The following is a 25,657-nucleotide window of genomic DNA, read 5'->3' on the forward strand; positions in this document are numbered from 1 at the left end:
TTATCGCTTACTGCGCCAGTTTTCATCACGGCCGAGATTCGATTCTGTCGTCCGTTTTATATCATATAAAATTTCGCTGAAAAAACGTTCAGGTACTTGCTTTGGTGCGATACGTCTCGCATCATCAATTTCGTCATAGGAGTATGAATCGCGGCTCACTGTGCCAGCTTTATAAAATTGAATTTCAAATAAGCAGACATCGTCCTCTCCTTCATATCCAACCGATACACCTTCAAATGCAAGCTCCGCCCCTAATCCTGTGCGAGCGTCTTCCTTATAGAAGGTATAATACACACCAGCATCTGCAACCGATCCGCGATTCCAGCCGTACTTCGTCAACTTACCAAACAGCGAACGACCATTCATTTGAATGCCAGCAAACCTTTCCACAGTTACTTCCTCATCTTCCTTCGCCCGAAATACTTCGCGGGCAATTTGCGGGAATGGCTGGACAACCTCATAATCTTCTAATTGTTCCTTCCATAATTCCCGTTCCTCTTCAGACAATTCTAGTGGATGGATCAAACCAATAACGGTGTCTGGCGTAAATTCATGCTCATCTTCTTCAATCGTATTAAACGTACCGTCCTCCATATAACGGAACATCGCAAGCACTTTTCCTTCCTTATACTCGCCCCAAATAAGCGAGATAGCAAATTGCTGCATAATTGGATTTTCCACAAACAGAGACTTCCATGTATCTTGTGACCAATAGCGATTGAGAGAAAGCGCCATTTCCAGACGCTGCGTTTGCATCGTAATGATGCTTCGCAGCTGTTTCTTGATAGACGATAACTCCGCCTTAGCCTCTTCTGCCTTTTCCGCATGATCTTTTGCATTTGGTTTCGGAAGCGACTTCATTTGTTTTCCTTCTTCTGTTTTTAAATCGATTTTCAAGTTTGGCGTTAAATAGGCAGTAAACGTCCTGCTTCCGTAATCAATTGTCTTTTCACCGCGTTTATTAAAACCAAGGTCTGGAACAAGCTGATCTTCTAATTCTTCTTCTGTTATACCGCGCGTTTTAGCAGCGAGACTCAACGCTTCTTTCGCAGCATTACGCACCTGCTTATGTTTATATTTGAATGCCATAGTATTAATCGTCATAAGTGCAAGATGTGATGAAGACAACGCCAACGCCTGAACAGCTGCAGCAGCGATAGCTCCGCGCATGCCAAGTGCCCACTCATCAATCTGCTTTTTGAGAAGCAGCGCCATTTCATCATTACTATGAATGCCGTACATCGAAAGAATACCGCGCTTCTTCGCTTCCGCACCTTGAGAAATCCACAGCTGATAAATCGCTTGTATATGTTCTTTCAAATCTTGTTCATTCAGAGCAGCACCTATTGCTTCCGCTGCTTCCTTTTTCTCAATTACAGACTCCGATACATACTGCTGAAAATAAGCAAGAGGAAGCGTTGCATCTGCAATTGCATCGGAATCACGAAGACGAATTTGCGGTTCAAATCCGAGCCACTGCACGAGTGCGTTTCTTTTTTGCGGCGTTAAAATACGTGTACAAAGAGCTTCAATACTTCCTGATGCCCCTTCTAGGACTTCATCACCAAGCAGCGGAGCAAACTTCTCCATCAAAGAAGCATTTTTCTTTTCTTGCAAAGCTTCCTGTACAAGCTGTGTATATTTTTCAGATTTATAGTATAAAAGTGTCTGCATTGCATTTTCGCGCACGACTTTCTTTCTACTGTTCAGTTCCTTTGCTACATCCTCTGCAGCTTCCACATCTTTTGTAAGCAATTCAACTGCAACAGCACGTACTTTTTTAGAGGAATCTCCGAGACTTTGAATGAGAAGCGCGCGCGTTTTAACCGCATCATTCTTTGCTAGCTCATCCAAAATGAAAATTCGTTCATCCACAGAATACTCAGTAAATGTCTCTGTCACATATACCCGTTCTTTTACAAACAAATTAACGAGCGCCTCTTTTGCCTTATTTTCCTTCCCACTGTGCCAGGCAGCTTGTTTAACTGAATGAGAAACGAGCTTCTCCCTTAATAAACCATAGGAAAGAAGATCTTCTAACATTTGTTCCAGCGAACTTTCCATATGAGAATATCGGTACAGAAGTTCATATAAACTACAATTATAATCATTCACGAATTGAAGTTCGAGCGCTGCTTCTCTCTTTGCCGCTTCCTCTATATCCCAAAGGAGTGCAATTTCTAAGACAGGCATTCTCCAGTAATTATTTTGATGTTTCGAACTTTCGAATACTTGCTTCATATCTTCAAATGACAATTTTCCAACTAAATAGTCACGATATGTATCACGTATATCAGATGATATCGACTGAAGGACAATCGTTAAAAATTCTTCACGTACTCTGTTTCGATTTAATTCGCATCCATTTTCCGCCAAAAGCATCGCCACGAAAAGATAATGACTTTGACTTACATATTGCAGCGTACGCTGAACAAATTCCGGCTGCTCTTCCACCATACGAAACAACAATTGATATTCATATACCTGGTCGAAGTTAATACCACCTAAATGATGATGTGTAAGACGATATGCGAAAAATCTTTCCTCTGAAATACCGAATTGTTCGCACAAATTTCGAATTGTTTCATACGCTTGTTTATCCAAACGTTTTGTTCTTACATGATTTCCAAACTGATCAAGAACACGACACACATGACCCTTTGCATAATTCATAAAATTTTCAACAGAACATTTCGCTAACAAGTCCATATATCGTCTTGCCACATTCGAATGCTGATAAACACGAAATAATAGCTGCCAAGTCACATCAGGTAAAGACGAACCGACGGAAACTTCACTAACAGATTCACCTTGAACGTATCTTTTAGCCAATTCTATCTTCTCTTGTGCCCCGTCCAGCCTCAATATAAACTCCGCATGCTCTTGCAGTTCTTTCTCCAATAAAGAACTGTAAGTAAGAAATCTCTCATAATCTGTACCTAGCATAAGCAGAAGTAAAACTAGCTTTGGCCGACCTGTCAGTACTTGCAGTTGTCCTTCTATATACTCTGGATTCTCCTGTATTAACTGTCTAATAAAAACATCCGCTTCATTTACATAACGCGAAAGATTTGTTAAGTACTTACAAGCAGATGCTACAAGTATATCCAGCGAAAGGCCGCTTTTTTCGAAATAAACCTTCATCTCTGGAAAACTTACACGTGTAAAACGTACTAGAAGAACATTTAACAATTGCTCCTCAAGCAAATGATAAAATAACCGAAAAAAAACTGGATCTTGCTTATACGTTTTCTCAAAATCGTTCATAAACTGCCAAGAAAAACTATCTCGTTTATTTTCGCGAATGGTCGTTCGTTCTATATGTTTTAAAACTTCCTCATCTCTCGTCTGCAAGTAACGTATTGCTAAATCCTCTTGTTCTCCTGTCATATTAAGGTGCTGAAACAACTGATATGTACTGACTGCCATCTTCTCTGCCTCCCTAGTTCTTTTATAAGTTCATCACTGTAACTTGTAGTTAGTTACATCATATAAAAATGATAACGCTTATTTTTTCATATATCTGAAATCTCTAATTCTAAAACACTTAATTGCAATAAATCGTTTTGCGTAACATACGGAATATATTTACATTACTAGTATAGCATATTAACCTCAATACGAACATATGTTTCTGTGAAATATATGATATATATAAATCCAACTTGACTTTCCAACACACAAGTCGCCGCCATGCTGAATAAAAAATAACCTGTTACTTTCTTTCTCTCTTTGTTTGAACTTCGCACGTGGCAGAAAAAGGAACCATCCTCTTCTACGCATGGCCAGACGCTCTCGATTATCTAAAAAGAAAAGGGGTTTATGTCAGGTTTTTAATTTGGACTTATATATCACATCATCAGATTTTTATACTTGCAATTTACAACTATATATCCATTTCATTTAGAAGTTTGGCAAGGGGTATGATTCCATTAAAAATATGCTTCTTATTACCTATAGAAAGTTATTTTCATTTTTCAGCATATAGATTGCTGCCACGAAGATAGAAATGGACCTACTCCTTGCTGCCTTTCTTTATTTTAAAATTTTGCGCGTGGCAGGAAAAGGCCCTGACCGCTACCATACATAGCCAGTCTCTCTCGACCATTTAAAAAAATGCTTTTCTGTCAGTTTTTCATAGGGTGACTAAGTAGTTACAATCCTTCTATTTGACATTAACTTATTCTCTAGCTAACAGTTAAAATATTCCTTTAAAAACACATAAAATGTTGACCAAGTTTCCTTTAACTCCCCACTTAAAAGCAGTTCATCTCCACCTTCAAAATGAACCGAATAAACTCGATCAGTCACACTATCAAGCACTAGTACGGCATTTGCTAACATTTCACTTAAAACCAGATACTTTTTAGGAAATCCATGCTCATTTCGAGCAATCATTGTATTTGATTGAATATTGTTCTCCTCATCTACAATATCTAACAGCTCGTAAGGAACGTGCTCTTCCCAAAAAGGTCCAGCATACCGAGAATAAAATTCACTAAATGTATCAGATACTTCTACACCTAAGCTAATTAAGGCCTCTTTCACTTTTTTCTTATCTTCACGTTTATAAATGTCTTCTCCAAGAACTTGGTCTAATTTATCAGGCAACACATTCACTTTCATTCCCTCCTAAAGCTTCCTCTCCTTTGGTTTTCCAACGATTCACAAAATCATTTTTTTAGTGTTCCCAACCAAACTTCCCCAACATTAACCTTATAAAGAACGTCATCTCCATCACTGAGCTTAATCTTCTGGATTTTATAAGCCTTATTTATTATTTCATTTACCTCGTCTTTTGTTCTAAACCCTGTTACTATATCTTCTTTTAGTTCCTTATCCCAATACATTTCGGTATCAATGTGAGCTTCCCAATTAAACAAAGCTAATTTATCCTTTAATGATTCATATTTATGAAACGGAAATCTCTTTGTGGTAAGGTTTTTGTCAAAGGTATCATTATAAGTATTTATACAATCCTTGTAAGAAACGACAATTTGAGAACTTATAAAGTCTGGTTCATATAACCAAATTTTCAGGTAAAAGTTTTCATCCTCCATTGTCATTTTTTCATACCAGTTTAGATATACATCTATTATTTCATTTAATAATAAACGGTTATACCAATTAGGAGGATTTCTACGGACTAAAGAATAAAAGGGATGAATCCACAACTTTGCATAATCTCTTTGATGCTCACGAATGTAACTCATATCTATGTCGATTACATTTTGCTTCCATCTTTCTATCTTTCTCTTATGTCGTTTCCACCCTCGTATTTTCTTCTTTTTAGAGTGATAAAACTCTTTCATTTACACACATCCCTTAACAATTGTAGAAACTCTTACGTATTTATTTTTGACAAACGCAAACTATCATGAATCATACAATCCATGTAATTACTCAGCCCTACATTTCATTTAGAAGTTTGGTAGGGGGTATGATTACAGTGAAAATAAACCCCTTATTACCTATAGAAAGTTATGTTCATTTTTCAGCATATAAATTGCTGCCATGAAGATAAAAATGGACCTACACCTTGCTGCCTTTCTTTATTTTAAAACTTTGCGCGTGGCAGGAAAAGGCCATGACCGCTTCTATGCACGGCCAGATGCTCTTGTCCTCCCCAAAAAGAAAGAGTTTTTTATGTCGTTTTTTTAATTTGGATATATAAATTAAAATTGCAATATCCTTATCCTGGTAACCTACCTCAGTTACTTTTTCATTTAATAGACGAAGCCCTAATCCATTTTCCATATCCCATGTACAATTAAATGTGATTCCAATATCTTGACCTTCAAAAATACCCGCATATGAAACAACAATTCCATCTAAACTTATCATTTCTAGTATTTGATCAGTCGTTTCAACTAGTGGATAATTCTCATTTACTTCAATATCATAACCTAGTTCATATCGCTCTTGTTTGTAATATTCTAATATTGATTGCAATAAACTTGGTTGTAAGTCCTCCCAATTTTGCATTAATGATTGATATGCTGTATATTGATCTTCAACAAACTTGCCATCTTCTTCACCCTCTATCATCAAAGCTATCTCAGTTTCTTTTCCCTAAAAATGAATAGTGGTATCCTTAGTCCAAGCATAGTCATACTCAATTTCACCAAAAATCGGATCGTTTATAGCCATTTTAAAATCTCCTTTTTTGTTTATTAGCAAATACTTTTAAATAAAAAATCTCTTTTTCTATTCTTTTTCATCCATCTTTTGCTTTAAATATTCAGCAATTTTTGTTTGTCCTCTTTCAATGGCAAATACATAAACATCCATATCCTTCATACTGCCGTCAGAGTATTTTATAGATATATCTATATTATTCTCAACTAACAATCTCAAAATGGCCACCATATATTGTAGCAAACAGAGGATTTCTATCTGGTTCACTAGTATCAATCTCAACATTTTGGTTAATGAGATATTCTGCAATATCTAAATGTCCTTTTGTAGCCGCTCTTTCAAGGGCATTTGTAGAAAAAGTTCCACCCTGTGCATGAATATCTATCCCAGCATTAATAAGATATTCTATTATTTTTAAATGCCCATGAGCCGCTGTTACATGTAACCATGTAACAAAGGGTGTCATCCATGTTAACATTTCTGGGTCTTTCTCAAGTAAATCTCTTATAGAGTGAAAAGAAAGAAAGGTGTTTTTCATGACTAATTACGATCGTATAGAGCATTTAAAACAGATTCATAAAGAAAGAAAAGCAAATACCTTTCAAAAAGTCGATAAAGCGATAAAAAGCATAAACTTTAATAGTGTAGCAAATGAATCGGGAGTAAGCAAAGCAACGCTTTACAACGATCATGAAATCAGAGAACGTATTAACTCCTTACGGCAACAGCAAACCCAAGCCCCCACTCAAAAACAAATTAAACGTGAGATGATTGAGAACAACAAAGATGCAATTATCGCTTCTTTGAAAAGAAAAATTAAAAAGCTAGAAGAAGATAATAAGGAGTTACGAAAGCAGTTAAAATGCGCTTATGCAGAAGTATATAAGTGAACGGAAAACTGGTGTTTCTCGACTTGTAACTCGAACCTTATTTACAGTCGAAAGAGCAAAACCAAAATCCTTTGCAAGAGTACTCTTTACTTGTTTTGCATTTCCTTCAAGTTTATTAGTTGTAAATTCAGAAACATGAAGAACATTTTCTTTGATTATATCTTGTATAGCTGGTTCCACACACGTTCTATAGATGAATGATCCGATGACAATCATAATTAGAAAAGCAAATGGAGATTTTTCTTTTATTTTTGCTGAAGTATCTAAAACTATACTAGCCCAATTGTTTAAAGTCTCAATAATTTTGTTGGGATTAGTTTGTTCTTGTAATGCTATAACTTCTTATTCAATTTCTGTTTGTACGTAAGTGACATTATGAAATGATTTCCATCCTAGCATAGAACGAACACGTTTCTTGATAAAACGATGATCTTATTCCACGATATTGTTTAAATATTTCTTTTGTCTGAGTTGCATGCCTGATGACATGTTTTTTTCCTTCCTCAATTCTTCAACTGCTATAGGATAAGCCGGATTTTTATCCACTGTTATGACACGCGGCTTAGAAACATGAAAAGACCGCAAAGCTTTCTTGAAAAAGCGCTTTGCAGCCCTGTGGTCTCTTGTTTGGCTTGGATAAAAGTCAATCGTATTTCCTTTAGAATCGACAACTCGGTACAGATACATCCATTGACCTTTAACTTTTATATACGTTTCATCAACTCTCCAGAAGTCATTTGCTTGCTTGAGGTGACATTGTATCCATATTTCACCTTCCCCTTACTTTAAACAATACCGAAACTATATTTGGTTACAGAGCGATATTCCTCATCTTTGTTTAAAACGCAAGAAGGAAAGTTGGGATGATGAATGGAATCTGGTAATCCTTGTGTTTCTAGACACAAGCCAAGGTATTTTTGTGATTGTACCCCGCGCATGGAAAAGTTATCATCCAATTGGTTGCCGGTATACAATACTACCGCATCTTGATTTGTTTCTATCGTTAGCTTTCTCCCGCTTTCTTCATCCCATAAAACAATTTCTTCATCATAGTTGGTATTCAGGAGGAAAGGATGGTCATACCCTTTACTGGCTAATATATTTTGAGGATTGTTGGAAACAACACCATCGCCTATTCTCCTTCATTCCCGGAAATCAAAAGATGTGTGATTAGTTAAATTCAGCAATGTCTTTCAATCAGATTTTCCATAATAGGAGGCCAGGAATTCATTAAGCGGCTTTCCATCGATCATTATACTCTCAAGTGTAGCATCATCATCAAGTACTAACGCAGCATTAGGACCATCACCCTTATCCCCATACCTTTATTTCTGAAATAGCTATACAAGTACCTTGTGCTGCTTTCATCACAGCTCTAATCTGCGATGTGGCAATCGGTGCAAAATGAAGGGTTAACTCTTTTTTCATATTAACATCCGACTGAGTTCCCTCGATTACTTTCCACTCTTTCCCATCCCAATATTCGAGGTGCAAAGAAGCAGGTGGTCTCGTACCTCCTAAATCATCATAAAAATGAAAATCTAATTGGGAGACAGTATTCTCATGACCAAAATCTATTGCCACCCAATCTTCTGGTCTCCAACTGTTTGGATCCCAGTTGGTCCATCGAACAGATGAAATATCTCCGTCATTCACATTCGCTGCTTTATCATTTCTTCCGGTAAAAGAAGCGCTCGCTTTAGGATACTCCTGTCCCGATCCTGGCGGATTTAACGCTATATTTTGCAATACTGTTCTTTCCACACTTTCAGCTTTGACGACTTTCCAAACCTGGTTGCTGCCTGCATTCGGTTGCCATACACCGACAGGTGCATCTTCTTCCTTAGATCCACCCCCTACGTCTAGTAATTTTCCACTCTGTACATTAATGAGCGTGTACTCTTGATTTCCGTATGTTGATAACATCCATTTTTGATTAGCGGCGCTTTCATCAGCCTTTTGTTCAACTGCAGACCCATTTTCAACACCGAGTACGTTCCCACTCGCAGTGTCGACAATTTTGTAATATTCCTTCGTGCTATATCCATTTGTCACTTTCTGAATGCTCCACTGTTGGCTCTCTTTATCACGATCATAGGTTTTTTGAACAATCGATTTACCGTCCTGTCCCTTATCAAGCACTTTTCCACTATTCACACTGGAAATTGTGTATTTATCCTGCGTATTCAAAAAGATATTGTCTTTATTCACTCCACTCACATCTGATATCACAAATGTTGTAACGGATTGGGGTTGAACAACAGTCGATAACGTTTTATCGAAAATCTTGATTTCCTCTTTTTTCTGTAAATTGTCTACAGCTGATGTCACATAAGGTGTGGCTGCTGATGTTTCTTTTACAGACTCGAACCCAGACAAGTCAACGTTGATCGATTTTTCTTCTGACGATGAGTTTGTATAGACTACAACAACCGAATTATTCTTGCTATCAATAGCCGCCAAGGTATTCTTGTTATTAGAATTAATCACCTGGTCACCAGGTCGTATAAACTTACTGTAGTTACCCATTGTATAATACTTTTTGTTTTTATTTATCTTCACATTACTAGGATCTTTCGGCTCAAAATCCACTTGTATAAGTCCCCAGTTACTATTTTCATGTTGAGGATCCATATTCACTTCATCTTCAATCGCTTGCCAAACAACCCATGCTTTCGGTTCCAGTTGCTGAATATCATCTTGAATTTTCTCTGATAAAACAAGTCCTGGTCTGATATCTTCAAAATTTTGCCCATCACCGCCATGACCAAGATCATTCTCAGACATCCATAATGGTTTCCCCGTACCTTTAGCAATATCTCTCACCGCAGTTCGGTTAGCGGTATTGTAAGTATGTACATTTAATCGCCCAATGTTGTTGCGAGTAACACTGTCATACTGATCCCAATCGTTTCTAAAATGCGATGGACTGGTCTCGTCCATAGCTGACACAGAAGTACTCAATCTTTTTTCATCCAATTGTTTCTTTACTTCATTGATGATTTTGGTTTGTGATGCAGGAGACCAGTTTGATCCTTCTTGTCCATTTGTCGATTTCCAAAAACCTGTATTTGGTTCATTTATTGGTGAAAGCGTTTTAAATTTAATGTTCATATCTTCCTGTAAATGTCCAACTACTGTTGTTAAGTAATTTGCAAAATTTTCATATTGATCAGACTTTAGATTGTCATCCCATGGATTCAAATTTCCGGATACATATCCGCTCTGAGTCATAAAATATGGAGCTGAGTTTGAAAATGCTTCAAAAGTATCTGCCCCTCTTACTTTGGCTGCCTGCAACCACCATCGCTGGTTGGCATCTGCACTCCAATCCCAATGCTCGGGATTTTCAGGATTCCACCAATTCTTCTGCTCAGTCCAATTCTCAGTACTCCCATTTGGTGGCCCATATTCAGCAGGTCTATTCCAATAACCTGGGACCGCTCCTCCTTTACGCATATATGGAGTCGTTTCAGGAGAGTTACCCCCGCCTATATTATAACGGGCGATATTGAAATTAAGCCCATTCTCACTATATAGAGCATCTGCCAGCTCATTTTTCATGTTATCCGGCCACCCGCCCGTAATATTGGCAAACCACACCAGAGCTGTTCCCCATCCATCAAAGGGCGCCTGTTGGTAGCTTGGGTCTAGTTTAATTTGCTCCTGGGTAATATTCACTTTATTAACAGTTTCAGCATTTACGAAGCTCTTTGATGTTGTCGGTGCAAGCAGGCCGAACACAAACCCGGTGACCAAACTACAGGTTATAAGTTTTTTGTCAACTTTCTTTAACTTCCTTAACAACATTGAGTGCTTCCTCCTTTTCATTTAGTTTTTAAATATGTTTTATAAGCGAATCTCTGTCGTTTTTTAGTTACACCCTAATCCCCCTCTCTTAATCTCTCAGGACTTTAAGAGATAACGATTAAAATCTTGTAAATAAAGAGACTACTTTTTTAGCACCTTAAGAATTTGGTTGCACTTCGTACACATGATTAAAGTAGGACCTCCCAGTTGTTTTACTGATTGTAATTGAGCATGTTCACATTTTTCCATGTTTTGTTTTACACCTCTTTTTGTAAAAGAGGAAACTCAAGGCTTTTATTACATCTCAAAATTATAATAAAATCTCTTAGAATTTCCCCTTAAATGTCCTATTCTTAATTCAATTTATATTATTTTTTTCGATTCCCTTGAAAGTGAAGGAATACGTATAAGTTCGGTTAGCATAAAGTGTAAACTCCGGATGAGTTGGTTGTCCCCAACTATCATCCCCACCGACACCCATCTGCTTGTAATTGACTCTTAACGCAACTTTATTGCTTTTAGGCAATTTGTATGGATGGTCATGTTCCTCCAACTCAAATGGAGTATACGGCAACGCATTGACTTCAACTGTTGGCAATCCGGAAACCATTAATCCGATTCCTTCATTATTTGTAATAGTCGCCCACCTTACGTCTACCTTATTTCCACACTCCTGTGGCTTTAGATAAGGAGTATATTGATCCTTTACTTTACCATTATGGATGGCAATCTTTGCTCCTGTTTCTCTGTCCCAATAGTTTTCATGAGGGCCTTTTCCGTACCATGTGATGTTTTCAAACGCTTGGTCCATGATAACCATCATGCCAATTTCCGGGATTTCCGGAAGTTTTTCACCAGGGCAAAGATCCTGCTTCACTTCAACAATCCCATTACCTAGGATAATATAACGGATTTTGCATTGTGACGGTGCAGCTGTTGAAAGCTGGAATTCCGCTTCGATAGTCACCAAATTAGCCTTACGTTCAATAGTTAATGCTTGTAATTCTCTTTTTTGGCCCACCTCTCTCCACGTCGCAGATCTTGAAGCCAACCCTCTTCCTCTTGCTATATCATTGTCCGTGGAAGCTCTCCAAAAATTCGGTTCAAAGCCGCTCTTTAATAGTTCATGACCTTTATAAGAATACGATTCTATGCTTCCGCTTTCTTTGCTGAAAACAATCGCAAAGTCCTGACCCTCTACTTGAAGTTTAGTGTCACTTTCAACTACCTTCACTTCTGGATAGTCGTTTTCAATCGTTTTGATTTCCACCTTTTCAACCGGTATAATAAATTGTTCAAAGGCAATTTCATGGCCTTTTTCTGCCCATAATGTTTCCCCTTTTAAGCGAAGACTAACTGTTAAGATATATTCATCTGGTGTTACTCTTTCTTCCGGCAACTGATAAGGTAGTTGAACAACATCGGCACTAAGAGGCTGAATGTCTACAATCTCATACCCTGTTTCAATTACTTCTCCATTTTTCATGATCTCCCATTGTAGCTGATAGTCTTTGAGATTCGTAAATAAATGTTGGTTTATTATTTCAACTGTACCCTTCTTCACGTCAACTGCTTTAATTTTTACATTTTGATAGCATTTCTTTACTTCAAAAATCTTAGGAGTAATGGTGCCATCAGCAAAAATTAACCCATTTCCAGAGAAGTTTCCGTCATGTAGTGTCTCACCAAAATCACCGCCATAAGCCAAATATTCAATTCCATCAGCTGTTTTCGTCTTTAACGCCTGATCTTTCCAGTCCCAAATAAAGGCCCCTTGAAGGATTGGATATTTGTCAAATAAATCCCAGTATTTGAAGAGATTTCCGCACGAATTCCCCATCGCATGGCTGTACTCACAGAGAATGTAAGGTTTAGTCGGATTATTTTGAGCATATTTCTCCACACCATCGACATTAACGTACATAGTACTTTCAATATCCGAAGCAGCTTCTGACGCACGATAATGAAACACACCTTCATAATGCACAAGTCTTGTTGGATCATTTTCTTTAAAGAATTGATGCATCTTAATAAAGTTATCACCACCGAACGATTCATTGCCAAGAGACCAGATTATGATGGAAGGGTGATTTTTATCCCTTTGAAACATCGAATTACAGCGATCAAGGACATTTTCTGTCCATTCAGGCTTACTACCCGGTACCGTATCGCCCTCTTCCTCTTGTCCATATTCCCATGTACCATGTGTTTCAAGGTTCGTCTCGTCAATCACGTAAAGACCGTATTCATCACAAAGTTCGTACCATACTGGATGATTTGGATAATGTGAAGTTCGAACTGCATTGATATTAAACTTCTTCATCAGCTTTATATCATGGAGCATATCCTCATAATTGATGTCTGCGCGTCCTTTTTCCGCAACAAATTCATGACGATTAACTCCTTTAAAGACAATACGTTTCCCATTGATTTGCATAAGGCCGTCTTTTAGCTCAAATTTTCGGAATCCGACTTTACAGCTTTCCGTTTCAATAATGTGGCCTTTTTCATCTTTCAAACTTAAAACAAGTGTATACAGATTCGGATGCTCTGCACTCCATTTCAATGGATTCTCTACAAATTTTGAAACATTTAAGACCACTTCAGCTTTACCATCGATCACTATATCAGCCGTAACTGGCTCATCAAACACTTTGTGATTGTCTTGATCGTACAACATGGCTTCAAACGAGACTGCACCTACATTCCGTTCAAAATAGTTCGTCACTTTTGCTTGAATCTTTACATCCGCATTCTCATAATTTTCATCCAACTCTGTTACAACAAAAAAATCATTGATGTGTACCTCTGGTGAGGAATATAGATAGACATCTCGAAAAATCCCACTCATTCTCCAAAAGTCCTGATCCTCAAGCCAACTTGCATCACACCACCGATAAACTTCGACAGCCAGTTTATTTTCACCGTCAATAAGATAAGGCGTTAAGTCAAAATCTGCTGGTGTAAAAGTATCCTCACTGTAGCCAACAAGCTCCCCATTAACCCAGACATAAAAAGCTGACTCTACTCCCTGAAAACTAATATAGACAGGTTGTCCATCCCAGGCTTTCGGTACAGTGAAAGTCGTTCTATATTGCCCAACAGGATTATACTCTGTCGGAGCAAACGGCGGTTTGATATCTTCCCTTCCTTCCCATGGGTATGTCAGGTTCGTATAGTGTGGGTAATCATATCCCTGAAGCTGCCAGTGTGCTGGGACCTTTATTTCCTTCCATGTACTGTCGTCATAGTCGTTTTCGAAAAAATTCCGGATTCGTTTTTCTGGATTTTCTGAAAAACTAAACTTCCAATCTCCATTTAAACAGTAATAATAATTAGAAGTCTTTCGATTCCCTTTTAATGCTTCTTCTACCGTTGCATATGGCATCAAAGTCGCATGAGGTTCCAGTCGGTTCAGTTGAAAAATATCAGGATTGTTATTCCATTCCGGATATCCATTTTTAGGTGGTGCATAATTAAATTTTTTTAATATTTTTAACATATTATTCCTCCTCTTCCGAAATAAAAACTCTACTCAATTTTAAAAATAGTCATAATCACTCTTACTCTATATCAAGAATATCAACCAGCATGAAAATATTTATTTATATAACTTCAACGTTATTTAACGTTTTTTCGAAAGAAGTCTCTCTCTTCAATAACTAGAAATTTCACCTCCTCTAATACAGTTCTTTTTCGAATATTTTAATACCCTTCTGGATGGCTTTGATGCCATTTCCATGCTGTAGCGATAATATCCTTAATAGAAGTATATTTTGGTTCCCAACCAAGAATTTCCTTGGCTTTCACACTTGATGCAATTAACACATCTGGATCACCTGGGCGACGCGGACCGATTTTTGCTGGAATTGGATGTCCTGTGACTTCACGAGCAGCTTTAAGTATTTCTTTATTTGAATAGCCTTCTGCTGAACCAAGATTAAATACGTCCGATTTTCCGCCAGCTTTTAAATATTCTAGCGCTTTGATATGCGCATCGATTAAATCTACTACATGAATATAGTCACGGATGTTCGTTCCATCCGGCGTGTTATAATCGTCCCCATAAATCATGAGCTGATCACGCTGACCAAGTGCTACCTGTAAAATAATCGGAATTAAATGTGTTTCATGAGTATGGGCTTCTCCAATTGAGCCATCTTCTTTTGCACCTGCAACATTAAAGTAACGAAGCGCCACATAATTCATGTCGCTTGCCTCACTTTGCCATTTCATCATTTGTTCCATCATCAACTTACTTTGACCGTATGGGTTGATTGGATTTGTTGGAGTTGTTTCCTTAATTGGCACCTCTTCTGGAATTCCAAACGTTGCAGCAGTTGAAGAAAAGACAATGTATTTCACGCCGAATTCTCTCATGACTTCTAAGGTAATTTGCGCGCCGTAAACGTTGTTATTGAAATATTTCAATGGCTCTTCCATTGATTCACCAACAAGTGAAAATGCGGCAAAATGTATCACACCTTCAATATTCTTTTCTTGAGAGAAGACTTCACACATGAATTTCTTATCACGTATATCTCCCTTGTAAAAACGCGCTTTTTCATGCAACGATTCGATATGACCGGTCAATAGATTATCGATTACCGCTACATCATAGCCATTTGTGATTAATTGATTGACGGCATGTGAACCGATATAGCCTGCACCACCTAAAACTAAAACTGTCATCTCGTCATCACCTCTCGATTTGTGTTTTGTAATTCTTTGATAAAGCGATCAAACCCTGCTCTACCATCTTTATTCATCTTATAGACACCAGCATCTTCTAAGACGCGTTCAAATGTTTTTGCAACTTCAGTTTGAAGAAAGCTTTGGATAGTCTCTTCCGTATAGCCACCCTGGGCTTTTAATTCATCTGCCCATTTTTGATGGATTTCAGGAACATTGGCTTCCTTATCTAACAAGTACAGCTCAACTTCATGAAGCTCCTCAATCAAACGTGGAGGGAGAACCGCAAGGCCCATGACTTCAATCAGCCCGATATTTTCTTTCTTAATATGCTGTACATCTGGGTGTGGATGAAAAATTCCATCAGGGTATTCTTCACTCACATTATTATCACGCAGTACAAGATCAATTTCATACTTTTCTTCGCGGCGCCGCACAATTGGTGTAATCGTATGATGTTCTGTGCCATCTTTTGACTCTGCACGAATTTGTAAGAATTCATCTGAATAGTTCTTCCAACTTTCATGGATGTAGATGCTGGCATTAATTAGTTCTTCTTTGTTTAAAGAAGAGAGGCGAATCACACTCATTGGCCAGTCGACAATACCGCAAGAAATATTTGGGTATTCAGGTAGTTCAAATGTTTGAAGAACTTTAGCCTTTGCCATTGGAAAACTATAGCGTCCAGCCTGATAGTGATCATGACTTAAGATAGATCCTCCTACAATAGGTAAATCCGCATTTGAACCAATGAAATAGTGTGGCATGATTTCTACAAAACTGAATAAACGAGAGAATGCCTCACGAGAAATTTTCATTGGCCGATGCTTCTTAGATAATACGATGGAGTGTTCATTAAAGTATGCATATGGTGAATATTGAAAACCCCATTCCTCTCCATCTAGCTTGATGTTAATGATTCGGTGATTGCTTCTGCCTGGGTGGTTCAAGCGACCGAAATACCCTTCATTTTCAATACAAAGTAAACATTTTGGATAATTGCCCTTCGGTGTATTTCTAGCCGCTAAGATCTCTTTTGGATCTTTCTCTGGTTTGGACAAATTAATAGTAATCTCAAGTTCACCATATTTTGATTCTGCTAAATAATGAATATTTTTTGCAATTGCACGGGTCTTTATATAATCATTGCGTTTACTTAGCTCAAAGAAGTAATCCGTTGCTTGTTCAGGACTTTTGCGATATGCCTCCTGAAAATTTGCATTGACCTTGGATGGAAGCGGTGTAATCACATTCATTAAAAGCGCTTCGAACATATCACGATTGGCTTGGTTTTTAGAGATAATAAGATTTTCCGTCGCTTTATCTATAAGCGTATCTAACAGCACATGTGGGTCCGTTTCAACTACACTAGTAATCTCTCCCATTTCCGATTCGCCAATCAAACGTAATAGTTGATTGTGCATATAAATTCGGTCATTTTCCTCAATGGCTCCATTCTCAATTGCAAGTGTAGTAAAATCATAAATTGCTTGCCATGTGTTCATCGTTTCCACCTCACTCATCATCCAATCACTGTAGTTCCACTACCAATGTGGGCCACATAAAAGACAGGCGCATATCCCACAACTTTGAGATATTCATCATAAACATTGTTTTTAAAAGTGTGGGTTTCACTTTCTTTTACTAATGCGATGGCACATCCCCCAAATCCTGCTCCAGTCATACGCGCTCCAAGCACACCCTCTTGTTTTTGCGCAGCGGCCACCAATGTATCTAATTCAAGCCCGGTTACCTCATAATCATCTCTTAAAGATGTATGAGAAGCATTCAATAGCTTTCCGAATTCTTCTAAATTACCTGCAGTAAGAGCTGCTTTGGCTTTTTTTGTGCGTTCATTTTCGTAAACTGCATGCTTCGCACGTTTAATTAGGATTTCATCTCCAATAAGATTTTGATTTGCATCAAATTCTGTTTCGCTTAGTTCTCCAAGTGCATGAATCTCTAACTTCGTTTGGAGACGTGCGAGTGCTTCTTCACATTCAGCACGGCGCTCATTATATTTTGAATCTGCTAGTTCACGACGTTTATTCGTATTCATAATTACAATAGCATAGTCGTTTAGAACCACTGGAACCATTTCATACTCTAACGTATTGGTATCAAGGAGAATCGCTTTGTCTTTCTCACCAAATCCAATGGCAAATTGATCCATGATACCAGAATTTACACCAATGAACTCATTTTCAACTTTTTTACCCATTTTCACTAATTCAAGTCGCGTTATGTCTAAGTTGAACAAGCCTTCTAATACTACGCCTACAAGTAATTCAAGTGAAGCACTACTTGAAAGCCCCGCTCCGTTCGGAATCGTTCCTTCAACTAATAACTCAAAACCACAGTCTATTTTATGACCTGCTTCTTTCAGTGTTAAGATAACTCCTTTTACATAATTTGCCCAATTAGCACTTTTATCGTAATCGAGTTCATTTAACGTGAAGCTAATCACTCCAATTTCTTCAAAGTTCGTTGAGTAGACTAATACTCTATCATCCTTACGACGTCTAGCTACTCCGTAAGTTCCATAAGTAATAGAAGCGGGGAATACATAGCCACCATTGTAGTCTGTATGTTCTCCAATTAAGTTAATACGTCCTGGAGAAAAATATTGAGTTGTTTCTTGAGGTCCAAATACCTCAGCAAATTTTAAGGCTAGTTCACGTTTCTTTTCCATAAGTATAAACATCCCTTTTGCATTCATTTTAAATAAGGAAATTATCTCCGTATTCACTGGCTTACTTCTAACAGTTCATCATTATTTCTAGACACAACATCGTATTTTAAATACATTCTGATAGTAGTATCTAATTTTTTCTATACATGTTTCATATTTAAAGAGACTATCCAAAATATGATCTCAAATAATATGAAATTCTGTCATCGTATGATAAGTTGAATCCGCCCTAAGAACCATATCCCCAAAATCAGGATACCGTTCAGCTCCCGGGGAAACCTGTGTTTCAAAGGTAATTCCACCATGGTTTGCAAGTTGTTTGCCATGCATGAGAGGCGTATTCTCACCAAAATTTGCCGTAAAGATGACGACACTTGGTTCTTTTGTGGCTATTTCAATAGTAACCACTTCATCCGGGCTAATGAGTTTCACTGAACGATGTGATAGTCCAGGTCGGTTTAAGAAAAATGGGTGATCAATTCCATCCACTAATTCTTTTTGACCAAAAGTACTATTGAAAGTTTCTTTGAGTTTAACTGGCTTTCGAAAATCAAACGCAGTTCCTTCTACAGGCCACTTTTCACCAATTGGAATACTTTCCCGATTAAGTGGTGCAAATCTATCACTATCCACCCATAATGTGTGTTCATCTACAGGTTGCGTTACATCACCAGTTAAGTTGAAGTACACGTGATTTGTTGGATTAAACAAGGTATCTTTGTCACTTGTCGCCCTAGTTTCTACTTTCCAAACATTCGTGTTAGTTAACGTGTAACGTATCTCGACATTAAGATTCCCCGGAAAACCATTTTCACCATCTGGACTCACCGTGTGAAATATCACTGAGGCCTCATCATTATTATCGACAACTTGATATTGCCACTTTTTTTCTTCGAATCCTGGGTTACCGCCATGTAAAGTGTGTCCAGTTGTCTCATCAATTTGTATTTTATAGATTTCCTCATCAATTTGAAAAGTTCCATTTTGAATTCGTCCAGCTACTCGTCCAATTGAGGCACCAATATATAAATCCTTTTCAAGATATTCCTTTGCCGTATCAAAACCAAGTACGAGCTCACGTAAACCATTCGTTGTTGGTACCTTTAAACTCGTAATGCGAGCACCTAAATCTGAAACGGTCAATTGCAGACCGTTCAGATTGGTAATAGTGATAATCGTATAACCTGCACCGAAATCTTTTGTTGTAATGTTCATTTTAAATATCCTCCACTCTTTTATTTAGAATGAGAAAGTGCAGCGCTAGAATTGAACTCTTCAGTTGCTTCCTCGCCATGATTTAGCTTTGCTTCTAGTTCTTTGACGATTTGTGCATGTTTTTTCTCTGTTAATGTGATCTTCCATGCGAAAATGATGGCAGAGAAAATCATGAGTGCTGCTGGAAGGTAGAACGCATAAAGATGGAACGTCGAAACACCCTGTGCAGTAATGTCTGCTGCTGTAGCATTGCCAGTCATTCCAGCAGCAACAGCTACAAACCCAACGATTCCGTTTGATAAAGCCCCAGCAAGTTTATCAAGTAATGGACGAATTGATAAAGTTACAGCTTCGTTTCGGACACCATTTTTCCATTGTCCATATTCAACCGAGTCGGTAATCGTCATCAAAGCTGAAAGGAAAATCAGCTGCTGAGGGAAGTAGTAGAGCACCAATCCCACAATAACCATTGGTAAACTTGTTCCAGCTAAGATGAAACATACATATGCCAGAAGCATCATCACAATACCGCCAATATAGACAAAACGTCTTGAAATTAATTTCGTGAGTGTTGGGAAAAGTGGAACGGCAATTAAGCCTAATACAGCTGCAATGAATCCCACAATCCAGAACTCACCTGAATTTCCTAGAATATATTTGAAGAAGAAGAATAACACAGCAGTAGTTGCAACATTAGCAATCGCATATGCAATATATGAAAGTGCTAGCCACATCAACTGATCGTTTTTAGCAATAGCTTTGAAAACATCTTTAAAGGCTACTTTTTCTTGTTGCTGACGAATGACGCTATCATTTTCTTTTGTGCCAAGTGCTGTAATAATCGCTGTTCCACCAGAAAGAACAGCAGCAATCAAACCAAACCAAAACCAACCAGAAGCTGATTGAGAATGTTCACCAGTCATCAAGAAAGTAAAGAAGGTAACGATTGGTACAACTGCTAGTGTAGTACCATTTGCACCAAGTGATGAACCAAGTCGTGCAGATGTTGCTAATTTTTCTCGTTCCTTGGTATCAGTGCTTAACGCTGGAATCATCGACCAAAAAGCAATATCCTTAAATGAATAAAAACTATCTAGCAAGATATAAACAATTGCAAACAAAATGATGAATAGTGTAGTATTATGAATTGCAAGACCAAAGAAATTGGTAAAGATGAATGCAAGAAAAATAGAACTAACTACACCACCAATGACTAACCAAGGCTTAAACTTCCCGAATCTCGTTTTTGTGTTGTCAATTACTCCTCCAATAATCGGATCAAAAACAATTTCTACCAATCGAATTACTACGACTAAACTCGTAACAATTCCAATCATTTTTGCAGTCGTTGCTTTATCAGCCCCAGTGAACATCGCACTCGTAACAAAGACCATAAAATAAGTGCTCAAAGTTGCATAAAATATATCATGACCAAATGCACCTAAGCCATAGGAAACACGTTGTTTTAGTTTTCCATTCATGTTCATTCTCCTCTTTTGTAATTTTTTCCACCACTTAATTTTAATAATGATATAAGAGCGTTTACAAAGTTAAACATAAAAAACTAACGAACTACATGAATCTCCTTCCTATGTTTTTGTTTTTCAAGTATAGTTTAACAAGAAAGCGCTTTCTGTTTTATATCATTTTGTGACCTTGATTTAACCTTTTGTTGCATTTCTTCCTTCAAAAGGCAGATGAGGTTATAGTAAGCACGAAGAGGGGAGAAGCCCATGGAACAAGCAATCTTTATGAAAAAAGAACAGCGTCACTTCTCAAGCGAACTTTATTTTGATTTTTGTGGTTTTTCAAAAACACTACCTTTTCATGCTTTTGGACCAGCTGTACGTAACAACTACATTATTCATGTCGTGTTGGATGGAAAAGGAACGTACTATGTAAAAGATGAAAAATATTCATTAAAGAAAGGAAATATTTTTCTCATTCGCCCAGGAGAGTCGACCTTTTATCGCTCGGATGCAGAAGAACCATGGTTGTATGCGTGGCTGTCATTTGGTGGGAAGGTAGCAGACGAAATTATTCATTATTCAATTTTTAAAGAAGATAACTACTCTGTTACTTCAACTAATATTCAACAATATTCGGATATTATCTTGGAGTGTATGAATTGCTCCAACGGTACATTAGAAGATGAATTAAAGTTGAATGAGTTGACCTATCGGCTTTTAAGATTATTACTTACAGATGGTGGCGAATTCTCAACAGGAGTAAAACAAAAGTTTTCACGACTCGCGATTGAAGCGATGACATATATTGGGGAGCACTATCTAGAGGAGATTACAGTAAGGGATGTAGCAGATCATCTTGCGGTCAATCGAAGCCATCTTTCGCGGGTCTTTCACAATCATTTCGGGATGAGCATGAAAGACTGGATTTTAAGAGTGCGCATTAATCACGCAACGTATTTACTTTCAATGACAAATGAATCGGTAGAAAACATTTCTTATCAGGTGGGCTTTCGTAGTTTAGTAGTCTTTAGCCGCATATTTAAAAAAGTGATTGGAGAAACACCTACGCATTATCGAAAACGTATGTCGAAAGAGAATTTCCAAATAATCTCTTTATCAAGCTTGAAGTTCTTACTTGATGAACAAGAAATTATTTCACGGGCCACTTAGGAAAAATGAATAAAATTTCTAGAATAACAATTATAAATTCAAAAAAAGTACGAAGAATTTAAGGTTCTGGTGCAAAAATGTTAGTTAGAAACATAGAGTAGCAAATCCCTCTACATTTCTCTCTTATGAAACTAAACCGAACAATCTATGAATAAGTTCTCTCTGGTTTTGGACGTACTTGTCCGGTAAAACAAGTTGTCCTCTTTTCAGCATATGCATGGCTTCAACACCACTCAATATAGAAGTGGCTGTTTCATACGACTTGAATCCTAACATAGAACGCACGCGTTTCTTAATGAAACGGTGATCCTGTTCCACTATATTATTGAGATATTTAACTTGCCTTATTTGTATGCCTTCAGGCATACGTTCCTCTTCTTTTAACTCTTGAATGGCTACGGGATAGGTTAGGTTCTTGTCTACTGTTATAACACGAGGTTTACAAATATGAGAAACAGCCAAGGCTTTCTTAAAAAAGCACCTGGCTGCTTCTCATGCTTTCTATCTTTCTCTTATGTCGTTTCCACCCTCGTATTTTCTTCTTTTTAGAGTGATAAAACTCTTTCATTTACACACATCCCTTAACAATTGTAGAAACACTTACATATTTAGTTTTGACAAACGTAAACTATCATAAGTATCTGTCATCTTTTGTTTTAACTATCATGAATCATACAATTTATTTAAAAACTCAGTGAAAGTACTTGCCACATGTCCATCAACCTAACGAAATTAAATACCCCCAGAACGAAAATTTTGTGCATTTTGCTCATTTTATTGTTTTGGAGTAACTCATTTTTTTAGCTTGATGGGCATGAGCACAATTTTCTTCTTATGTTATCTAAAATAAAATATGTATATTGTTTTATAAAAAACAATTATTTACGACGCCTTCTCTTTGCTTTTTTACGCTGATTTGTATGACTATATTTTTTTATATGAGTGCTTCTGTTCTTCTTATAATCAGGTAACTTACATATAAGAACAGTAATTGCCCAAAAAATGAAAAATATAAGGTTTGCAATTATCCAAAGGTTAATATCATAGTCATATAGCTTACTAAAATACTTTTTGTCACGAGTAATATGGCTTACGTTACTGTCAATTGCTTCGAGGGTGTAAGGAATAACCCAAAAGGAACCAATTAATATAACAATTGTTCCAAGAATGAAACTGAGTATATGTTTTATCAAGTTCTATTCTCCTTTAATTATGTTTATTGTATACGTTCATATAGTTCTGGTGCAAAGATTGTATTTATTTGAAAGAGGTATATAAATTTCTATTGGAATCTATTTTTATAAATGGGCTCTTGCCACATCACAATCAAGCTAAGAAAAACTTGAATAAATTTCGCTAACGATAATTATGTAAATGAGCTGTCCATATGGGCAGCTTATTGTATTTTTTGCTTAGCGTGGGTTCTTTGCAAAATGCTGGCGATACCACATGCCCAGCAAGCTAAGGTTTTTATGTACCCCCTAAATGAAAATTTTCTTTCTCTATAGTTAGTTACTTTGAGAAGTCAGCGCATTTTTCGTTTTAGGGGTGTTTTCTTTTCTTAAGTTGATGGGTATGTATGGTGACCCCTAATACCGCCTTTCCATAATCTATTTCCGCCTAAATGATTTATACTATGAACCTATACTCATCTCCTGGAAAATCATCTGGGAAAGCGAAACATTCTATTTCCTTTGTTAGAATTTTATATAGAAACTCAGCTAATCCCATATTATATTCATAATAGTTTGCTAACCTTGATTCATATACGACGATATGCCATTCATCGCCTATATTAGATGTTAACCAGTAAATTTCGTCCCCATTATCTGTTATTGCACATGGCAATAATCCACCCTCATTTGGAAAAACATTATGTGTAAAATCTTCTGGAAACGCATTCTTTGATACAATATATGCTTCTCTAATTTCTTTACCTTTTTCAATTAGATTTAAATTCATATTTCGGGTAAATGGATTTAGAACCCATAAAAATTCACCTATACTTCCAACTCCATATGTATTTATAAATTTTTTATAATCTGTTGGTAGCTTGATTCCTAATATGAATTCAATCTCATCCCATTTTTCTTTAGTATATGTATCTAACAAGTCATTATTGGGTTTAATTATATTTTTTAATTTACTTATATACATTCTATCTTCCTCACTTTCTACTTCATCCAGTTACACCTGCTGCGCTATCTTTCATCTTATAATGCTCGCAATGATTGTATTGAGTCGTTTCATACCATTTTAAAGTTGATTTCTTCAGTGATGGTACAAACCCGTTTGATACGGATATGGCGTGTCAAAAAAGACGACAAAAAACCGAAATGACACTAATTTATCAAATCGGTTTTTATTCTATATGAATGAATTTCTATCAGCCTCTTTTAATTTGCTAATAATTTCATTAGCAACGCCCTCGAATCTTTTAGGATCGTCAGAAATAATTTCATTAAGCAAATTGATTACTGTTAATTTTATATCATTATTCATTCCTACAAGAATTTTAGCATACTCACTTCTATATAAATCATTATTTAAAATTCTTATGTTTAGTAGCATTGCCCACTCTTTTGCACTCTCAACCATTTTTGGTAAAGCTTTAGGCATCTCTGTTAGATATTTTTCCATTTCAAAACTTTCAATAAAATGAACTAGACCAAACATCACTTCTTCCTCTTGTGTTTCATCCTCAAATACTATACACAACCCTTTAATAAGCTTCTCATCATCACAATCTGCTAAGTTTTCTAATGCATCATCAAACTCTTCACATTCTGATTGATTTTTTAAAAACCTACAATTATGTAATCTCTTGATTTCAGATCTACTGTCCATATAAACTTCTCCTTTTGAAAGGATTAACAAAATCAGATATTATTGAAAAACATAAGACAAATAAAACGGAAAACTATAATGTTCCAACTATTAGGTTAGTAAAATAACTTACTTTCAGTTGTCTACTATATATATCCATTTTAATTTTCCGACATATCAGTCACTGCTATGCAGAATACAGCATGACCCGTACTCGCTTTATCCTTTTGTTTTAAACTTTGCATGTGGCAGGAAAAGGCCCTGACCGCTACTATACATAGCCAGTCCCCCTCGACCACTTAAAACATGCTTTTCTATCGGTTTTTCATAGAGTGACTGAGTAGTTATCAAAGATTTACTATTCAGTGTCTTCTGATATTCTATCATCTAATTCTTCTCTCGCTCTCGCTATTTCTCTACACGTTTCAATTAAATTGCTCAACATTTCAAGGGAGATCTGTCTATCTTCCTCAAGAATTCTTACTTCTGCACCCAATGCGTTCAAATTAACAACAATATTTTTAAGTTTAATCAATTCTTCTGTATCATAATAACTAAACTGTAAAACTGGAGTTTCATCTTCTATATTTCTTTTTAGCTCACGAATTGATTTATGACTAAATTTTCTTAAAGAAGTAATATACTTAACAATATTCTTATCTGGTCTAACTATTAAGGACATATAATGCACTTTCAGACCCTCCTTAAAAATAGAAAACATCTAATATCGGCTCTTCTGGCAAACTATTCCCCGT

The 25,657-nt window shown here is 36.9% G+C and carries 17 protein-coding genes and 4 pseudogenes; 2 read left to right on the plus strand and 19 right to left on the minus strand.

Annotation, left to right across the window (positions count from 1 at the left end; translation table 11 throughout):
* The 5 genes and pseudogenes from BM350_RS15415 to BM350_RS15435 form a co-directional block, all read right to left on the minus strand.
* Positions 1–3,429, minus strand: coding sequence for a DUF4132 domain-containing protein (locus tag BM350_RS15415; protein ID WP_090919510.1), 3,429 nt, complete (start codon positions 3,427–3,429; stop codon positions 1–3).
* 762 nt (positions 3,430–4,191) lie between these two features.
* Positions 4,192–4,620 (minus strand): SMI1/KNR4 family protein, encoded by a 429-nt coding sequence (locus BM350_RS15420; RefSeq protein WP_090919513.1) that lies wholly within the window; start codon positions 4,618–4,620, stop codon positions 4,192–4,194.
* Between the two features lie 53 nt (positions 4,621–4,673).
* Entirely contained in the window at positions 4,674–5,312 is a 639-nt protein-coding gene (locus BM350_RS15425) for a hypothetical protein (RefSeq protein WP_090919516.1), read from the minus strand.
* A 373-nt stretch (positions 5,313–5,685) separates the two neighbouring features.
* Positions 5,686–6,150 (minus strand): annotated as a pseudogene (locus tag BM350_RS15430) (DUF2004 domain-containing protein); the annotation flags it as partial.
* Between the two features lie 57 nt (positions 6,151–6,207).
* Positions 6,208–6,676: pseudogene (locus BM350_RS15435) on the minus strand (ankyrin repeat domain-containing protein).
* On the opposite strand from BM350_RS15435, the gene BM350_RS15440 reads away from it, so the two are divergent.
* Complete coding sequence (locus tag BM350_RS15440) at positions 6,675–7,028, plus strand: DUF6262 family protein (protein WP_090920024.1); 354 nt, start codon at positions 6,675–6,677, stop codon at positions 7,026–7,028. The pseudogene BM350_RS15435 and the gene BM350_RS15440 sit on opposite strands and share 2 nt — an antisense overlap.
* Before the next feature lie 435 nt (positions 7,029–7,463).
* On the opposite strand, the pseudogene BM350_RS15445 reads toward BM350_RS15440, so the two are convergent.
* The 9 genes and pseudogenes from BM350_RS15445 to BM350_RS15485 form a co-directional block, all read right to left on the minus strand.
* Positions 7,464–7,790 (minus strand): annotated as a pseudogene (locus BM350_RS15445) (IS6 family transposase); the annotation flags it as partial.
* A gap of 23 nt (positions 7,791–7,813) precedes the next feature.
* On the minus strand, positions 7,814–8,164 hold the full coding sequence (locus BM350_RS27610; RefSeq protein ID WP_348272207.1) for an aldose epimerase family protein: 351 nt from the start codon (positions 8,162–8,164) through the stop codon (positions 7,814–7,816).
* A 175-nt stretch (positions 8,165–8,339) separates the two neighbouring features.
* Positions 8,340–10,859: an RICIN domain-containing protein gene (locus BM350_RS15455; RefSeq protein ID WP_090920027.1), complete on the minus strand. Its 2,520-nt coding sequence runs from the start codon at positions 10,857–10,859 to the stop codon at positions 8,340–8,342.
* Positions 10,860–11,196: 337 nt separating this feature from the next.
* On the minus strand, positions 11,197–14,340 hold the full coding sequence (locus tag BM350_RS15460) for a beta-galactosidase, LacZ type (RefSeq protein ID WP_090920030.1): 3,144 nt from the start codon (positions 14,338–14,340) through the stop codon (positions 11,197–11,199).
* 203 nt (positions 14,341–14,543) lie between these two features.
* Positions 14,544–15,530 (minus strand): UDP-glucose 4-epimerase GalE, encoded by a 987-nt coding sequence (gene galE, locus BM350_RS15465; RefSeq protein WP_090920033.1) that lies wholly within the window; start codon positions 15,528–15,530, stop codon positions 14,544–14,546.
* A complete protein-coding gene (gene galT, locus BM350_RS15470) occupies positions 15,527–17,056 on the minus strand; it encodes a UDP-glucose--hexose-1-phosphate uridylyltransferase (protein ID WP_090920036.1) in 1,530 nt (509 codons plus the stop codon). Before galT ends, galE begins: the two co-directional genes overlap by 4 nt.
* On the minus strand, positions 17,053–18,222 hold the full coding sequence (locus BM350_RS15475; protein ID WP_090920050.1) for a galactokinase: 1,170 nt from the start codon (positions 18,220–18,222) through the stop codon (positions 17,053–17,055). Before BM350_RS15475 ends, galT begins: the two co-directional genes overlap by 4 nt.
* Before the next feature lie 183 nt (positions 18,223–18,405).
* Positions 18,406–19,437, minus strand: a complete 1,032-nt coding sequence (locus BM350_RS15480) for a galactose-1-epimerase (RefSeq protein WP_090920039.1) — start codon at positions 19,435–19,437, stop codon at positions 18,406–18,408.
* Positions 19,438–19,457: 20 nt separating this feature from the next.
* The gene (locus BM350_RS15485) at positions 19,458–20,918 is read right to left on the minus strand and encodes a glycoside-pentoside-hexuronide (GPH):cation symporter (protein WP_090920042.1); all 1,461 of its coding nucleotides are present in this window, start codon (positions 20,916–20,918) and stop codon (positions 19,458–19,460) included.
* Between the two features lie 252 nt (positions 20,919–21,170).
* Here BM350_RS15485 and BM350_RS15490 point away from each other — a divergent pair, with 252 nt between their 5' ends.
* Positions 21,171–22,076 carry an AraC family transcriptional regulator gene (locus BM350_RS15490; protein WP_090920045.1) on the plus strand — a complete coding sequence of 302 codons (906 nt, stop codon included), beginning with the start codon at positions 21,171–21,173 and terminating at the stop codon, positions 22,074–22,076.
* Positions 22,077–22,199: 123 nt separating this feature from the next.
* Here the strand turns inward: BM350_RS15490 and BM350_RS15495 are convergent.
* From BM350_RS15495 to BM350_RS15515, 5 genes and pseudogenes are all read right to left on the minus strand, one after another.
* Positions 22,200–22,568, minus strand: a pseudogene (locus BM350_RS15495) (DDE-type integrase/transposase/recombinase); the annotation flags it as partial.
* Positions 22,569–22,954: 386 nt separating this feature from the next.
* Positions 22,955–23,269 (minus strand): hypothetical protein, encoded by a 315-nt coding sequence (locus BM350_RS15500; protein ID WP_090920367.1) that lies wholly within the window; start codon positions 23,267–23,269, stop codon positions 22,955–22,957.
* A gap of 436 nt (positions 23,270–23,705) precedes the next feature.
* A complete protein-coding gene (locus BM350_RS15505; RefSeq protein WP_090920364.1) occupies positions 23,706–24,233 on the minus strand; it encodes an SMI1/KNR4 family protein in 528 nt (175 codons plus the stop codon).
* A gap of 210 nt (positions 24,234–24,443) precedes the next feature.
* On the minus strand, positions 24,444–24,923 hold the full coding sequence (locus BM350_RS15510) for an Imm30 family immunity protein (protein ID WP_090920362.1): 480 nt from the start codon (positions 24,921–24,923) through the stop codon (positions 24,444–24,446).
* Positions 24,924–25,260: 337 nt separating this feature from the next.
* On the minus strand, positions 25,261–25,584 hold the full coding sequence (locus BM350_RS15515) for a hypothetical protein (RefSeq protein WP_170857730.1): 324 nt from the start codon (positions 25,582–25,584) through the stop codon (positions 25,261–25,263).
* Positions 25,585–25,657 lie beyond the last annotated feature (73 nt).

Origin of the sequence: Bacillus sp. 103mf, assembly GCF_900116295.1 — a bacterium.
Taxonomy (GTDB): domain Bacteria; phylum Bacillota; class Bacilli; order Bacillales; family Bacillaceae_G; genus Bacillus_A; species Bacillus_A bruguierae.